5 protein-coding genes are annotated in these 5,337 nt (G+C 39.6%); 3 read left to right on the top strand and 2 right to left on the bottom strand.

What is annotated here, in order from left to right:
• On the top strand, positions 1-190 hold a 190-nt coding region (locus tag ACRCJ0_RS09070), incomplete at its 5' end, for a DAK2 domain-containing protein (protein ID WP_431390241.1).
• 136 nt (positions 191-326) lie between these two features.
• On the opposite strand, the gene ACRCJ0_RS09065 is transcribed toward ACRCJ0_RS09070, so the two are convergent.
• Both ACRCJ0_RS09065 and ACRCJ0_RS09060 read right to left on the bottom strand, forming a co-directional pair.
• A complete protein-coding gene (locus ACRCJ0_RS09065) occupies positions 327-2,408 on the bottom strand; it encodes a copper-translocating P-type ATPase (protein ID WP_431390240.1) in 2,082 nt (693 codons plus the stop codon).
• Positions 2,409-2,657: 249 nt separating this feature from the next.
• On the bottom strand, positions 2,658-3,017 hold the full coding sequence (locus tag ACRCJ0_RS09060) for a metal-sulfur cluster assembly factor (protein ID WP_082685377.1): 360 nt from the start codon (positions 3,015-3,017) through the stop codon (positions 2,658-2,660).
• 221 nt (positions 3,018-3,238) lie between these two features.
• Here ACRCJ0_RS09060 and ACRCJ0_RS09055 point away from each other — a divergent pair, with 221 nt between their 5' ends.
• Complete coding sequence (locus tag ACRCJ0_RS09055; protein ID WP_431390239.1) at positions 3,239-3,508, top strand: DUF1858 domain-containing protein; 270 nt, start codon at positions 3,239-3,241, stop codon at positions 3,506-3,508.
• The coding region (locus ACRCJ0_RS09050; RefSeq protein WP_431390238.1) for a DUF438 domain-containing protein at positions 3,489-5,337 on the top strand (1,849 nt) is incomplete at its 3' end. The genes ACRCJ0_RS09055 and ACRCJ0_RS09050, both read left to right, overlap by 20 nt.

Genomic DNA, 5,337 nt, shown 5'->3' with positions numbered 1-5,337 from the left:
AGCTGTTGAAGCCCTTAAAGCGAATAATCTAAATCAAGAAATACTAGATGAAGCTAGCACTAAAACGACTGAACTTAAAGCGACGAAAGGTCGTGCTTCCTACTATGGGGAACGGTCTATTGGTGAACCTGACCCAGGAGCTGAATCAAGTAAATACTTATTTGAAGCCTTAATCAAGGCAAATGCTTAATAGTGATTACAAAAACCCCTTCTGACTTTGTTGTGTCAAAAGGGGTTTTTAGATCGCTTATTTTCTTTTTAATAATGGTTTCATCGTCAAAATAAGGCTTCTCAAGAGTATTATTGAAACAAATCATTATTTTAATTTAATTGTTTTGTACCTTCTTATAAGTACGACGCAACATCCGTGCGTTCACTGCACAGACAACGGTAGACAAGGACATAATAACAGCTGACAAAGCTGGTCCAATGACAATACCTAGTCCAGCTAAAACACCAGCCGCTAGTGGAATAGCCACCACATTATAGCCCGCACCCCACATGAGGTTTTGATTGATTTTTTGTTTGGTTGCTTTTGATAGGTTAAGAATATTTAAAACATCATGGATATTTGAATCAACCAAGATGATATCGCCAGTTTCTCTCGCAACATCTGTCCCGGCACCAATGGCAATTCCTAAGTCGGCTTGAGCAAGGGCCGGCGCATCGTTGACCCCATCACCAATCATGGCAACACGTCCGCCATCTGCTTGCAATGACTTGATTTTGCTAGCTTTTTCGTCCGATAAGACTTCCGCGAATACACCATCTAAATGGAGTTCTTTACCTACAGAATCAGCAACTTGTTGATTATCACCAGTTAACATCAACACTTGAATCCCTTTCTCTTGCAGTTGAGCGACTACTTGCTTCGCTTCTTCACGGACAATATCCGATACTGCAATAGCACCAACTAACACCTGATCATAGATAACAAAGACAACAGTACGCCCTTTAGAAGCAGAGGCCTTAAAAGCTTCTTCATCAAATGTATAACCTGCTTGTCTAGTCGCTTTTGGACTTAGGATTTGAATATTCTTCCCATTTACAGTCCCTTCAAGTCCTTTACCGGTCAGATTGTGATAATCCGCAACCTGTAATTTTTCAATCTTTCTACGTTCAGCTTCTTTCACGATACCTCGAGCAATTGGATGCTCAGATTGGCTTTCAATCGCGTAGACAATTTGTAAAAGAGAAGTTTCATTAAACTTGCCATCCAGAACAGTAATCTCGTCTACCCCAAATTCACCTTTAGTAAGGGTGCCTGTTTTATCAAAAACGATTTTATCTATCTTATGAGCGTCTTCAAAAGCGATACGGTTTTGAATAAATAAACCAGATTCAGCAGCTAAGGAAGTAGATTCAGCGTTTACCAAGGGAACCGCCAGCCCAAGTGCATGCGGACATGCGATAACAAAGGTTGCTACCATAAACTGTAAACCAATTAGGTAGCCGTCGATGGCAGTCCAAGCAACAAAGGCGATAATCCCTACAACTAAAGCGATATAAAATAGGTATTTAGCCCAGACATCAGCAATGGATTGTGCCTTAGATTTTTGTGCTTGTGCGTCAGTAACCAAGTTAATAATCTGCGCTAAATAAGTATCCGTACCCGTTTTCGTTACAATAGCTTTTAGGATACCGTCTCCGTTAATGGCACCCCCAACAATCTGCGCATCCGCTTCTTTTAATACGGGGACAGATTCACCAGTCAACATTGATTCATCTACTTCAGAATGCCCTTCATAAACTTTAGCGTCGATAGGAATCTTCGCACCTGGCCGGATGAAGATACGGTCGCCCTTCTTCAATTGGTCGACTTTTACCTCACTTGTTGATCCGTCTTCATGAATCACTTCAGCATCTGATGGTAAGAGTTTGGCTAGTGATTCAACGGCATTACCAGCTGACATTTGCGCTTTCATCTCAATGTAATGTCCCGCCAACATAATCAATATCAAGCTAGCAAGTTCAAAATAATAGTTCATTCCACTAATGAAGAAGGTGGTTAAAACCGAATAGATATAAGCTGCGACAATCGCTAGAGAAATCAGCATCATCATACCCGGAACCCCTGATTTCAATTCATGCCAAGCATGACTTAAGAAGGGTTTACCTCCGTAAAAGAATACAATAGTAGCAAGACCAAACTCTAAAAGTCCTTGGCCCGGAAAATCAATATGGTAACCAAACAAGTGCATCAGCATAGGAGCAATAATCGCTAAGGGTATGGATAATATTAGGACTACCCAAAAACGTTGCTTAAAGTCTTCCATCATATGAGCGCCGTGTCCGCCATGTCCATGACCACTGTGGCCATTATGATCATGGTTATGCTCTCCGTGATTCATATGTTCGTGGTCATGTTGCGTATCGTGATGATGGCTTGTCTTATTCTCTTTATTCATTATTTTCTACCTCCTACTGCATGATCATTATATTAGTCTACATTTGTAAACCAAATCTTATTTAAGTATAATTGTCTAATTTTAAAAATGCAAATAATCATGCGTCAATCAAGAATACTTTTTCCAGGTTGAGCTGTTTAAAAACAATTTAAGTATGTTTTTCGAATTTTATTACTGTAATAGAGTGTATTCAGATAAGTTTACCCATCCCATCATAAAAAGAGGTATTTCATGCAGTCCTTGTGCTTTTTATCCTTGAATCGGCATACCTAGGCAGACACAGGCAAAAGGACTTAGTCGTTGGATTGACCAAACAGGATCGAATGTAATCGTCACAGTTACTGCCTTTATGATAGCTATTTGACTCAGTTTTTCCTGAAAGTCCTTTTCAATCACAAATACTAATGGACAAGCTGGTGTCGTAAGGGTCATTACTACAGTACACTCACCTGTGAGATTTAGATCTACTTCATAAATTAAACCTAAATTTGGAAAATCAATCCCTAACTCTGGGTCGATAACCTCGAGTAATTGCGCCATTATGACCTTTTGGTGGTTTACAGCCTCTCCTTTAAAAACAATCCCATATGTGTTTGCTGATACGGACATCTCTTCACTCCTTCCTTTGCGTTAACTATCACTTTAGCTAGGTGCTAGTTCAAGGGTCAAAGAAAGGATGATCTCATTCTAATTCGTATACAATATTGTATTAAGATAAATTTACATCTTTAGGTTTATTGCTTTCAAAAATAAGAAACTTTACTATTCTTCTCAAGTAGTAGCGCTATTTAACCAACTACTCAAAAGTATAAAAGGATAGGTAATTGCATATGAACTCTACCGATGATTTCACTGTTGACTTTAACCAACCTGTCAAAACGCTTATTGACCACCATCCCGACCTATTAGCTTTATTAGTTGAAATTGGTTTTACCCCTTTGGAAGACCCAATCTTACGCCAATCTATCGGTCCATTTGTGACCCTTAATCGCGGTGCTAAAATTGCAGGCGTCTCCGTAGCATTTATCTGCCAACAACTAATTTACAATGGCTATCAACCAATTGGAGTAAAGAAAAATAATGAAAAAGAAGCATACTAACCAAGAAGAACAACGATTACAGGTGCTTACTGACATGTTGACGCAACTTCACCATGGCGTAGACCCTAACAGTTTACAAGAAGCATTTAACCAGCACTTTTCCGGTGTTTCGGCCATTGAAATCGCCATGATGGAGCAAAAAATTATCTACAAAGACGATAATGACATCACCTTTGAAGATGTCTTGAAATTGTGTAACGTACATGCCCGCATGTTTGAAGACCAAGTAACAGGTCATTCAGCTGTAGAAATCGAACAAGAAAATCATCCCATTCAGGTATTTAAAGCTGAAAACATGGCCTTTAGAGCCTGTATTAACCGAATCAACAATATTTTTAAAGCCTTAGACGCCTTAAACGAAGATGATCCTAGTCGCTTAGACTTTACAGACGGCCTGAAGCGGCAATACCAACTCTTAGGACAATTTGAACACCACTATACTCGTAAAGAACGGGTTTTCTTTCCCATACTTGAAAAATACGGTTATAATGCGCCACCCAAAGTTATGTGGGCCAAAGATGACGAGATTCGTGACCTATTTCAAGCAGCTTTAAAGCAAGTTGATTTATTAAGAAGTACAGATTTTACAGAAAGATTAGCGACAGCAAAGTTAGCTTTTGCAGATTTTGAATATGAATTTAAGGAGATGATTTTTAAAGAGGAAGCCATTCTTATGAATATTCTAGCCGAAAGTTTGTCTAGTCAGGATTGGGCCAAAGTTAGTGAACAAAGTGATATTTACGGCTTTGCGATTATCCGGCCTACAGGCACATGGACAAGTTCAGATGAAAAAGATGATGACCAACATGAAGCCACTACACCACTTACCAAAAATGTAGACCAGCCACGTAAAGCCATCATTGAAAGCCAAAGAATCAGTTTTCCTGATGGCGCTATGCTCATCAGCTGGGAAGGAGAACCAGAATTACAAGCTACAGAAAGCTGCCAGCAAGCGATTATTGACCCTGACATGCCACTCCCTGTTGGCGATGGTTTTCTATCTATCAACCAAATGCGGATTATCTTAGACCGGGTACCAGTCACCCTTACCTTTATCAATCCAGCAGGACATATTCAATACACAAATTACACCCTGCCCTGTCAAGATAAGACGGGGTTCCCCTTTCAATATCGTGAAAATTGTCAGATAGGGATGGCTGCACAGACGCTTTTTCCAGCCAGTGTTTGGAAGACAATTCACCCAGTTTTTGAAAAACTAAAATCTGGTCAAGAAAAGGCTGTATCCTACTGGTTCCAAGAAATAAGCGCTGGGGGTACTGCAATGATTTATGTGAAATATCAACCACTATTCGATGATGATCATCAATTCTTAGGCATCGTCGAATGCGTCCAGGATATTCAACGGTTTATTGACATCGCCCCAGGCACAGACCGTTCTGTTAAAGGACCGGATGAAGCAGATTTAAAAAACAAAAAATTGACAACTTTAGTACGACTCGAAGAAAATCTCACTAGCAAACAAAGTGAAACGATACAATTTTCCGATGGATATGTACAGGTTGATTGGTATAGTCACCATAATCAACTGCTCACTAGACCAGACCAAGTGGCCATTGATCAACCATTAGACTTGGAAAATGGCTATCTATCCCTTGCTGAGTTCACCAGTTTAATGAACACCCTGCCTTTTGAAATTACCTATATAGACGAAAATTTTCGCTTTAGATATTTCAACCACGTGGTACCTTATGATCAGATGATTTTCAAACGCTCACCTTTGGAAATCGGTCGTGAAATTGAGTTTTGTCATCCACCACGCTTATGGCCAAAGATTGCACAACTTTTAGATGATTTGAAAAATGCTCGTA

The sequence above is a fragment of the Aerococcus sp. L_32 genome, assembly GCF_050689315.1.
This window is presented reverse-complemented; position numbering and strand designations above follow the sequence as displayed.

Excerpts from the sequence above, each read along its gene's own strand:
- ACRCJ0_RS09055 (WP_431390239.1), top strand. The coding sequence starts at position 3,239 with ATGAACTCTACCGATGATTTCACTGTTGACTTTAACCAACCTGTCAAA.
- ACRCJ0_RS09065 (WP_431390240.1), bottom strand. The coding sequence starts at position 2,408 with ATGAATAAAGAGAATAAGACAAGCCATCATCACGATACGCAACATGAC.
- ACRCJ0_RS09060 (WP_082685377.1), bottom strand. The coding sequence starts at position 3,017 with ATGTCCGTATCAGCAAACACATATGGGATTGTTTTTAAAGGAGAGGCT.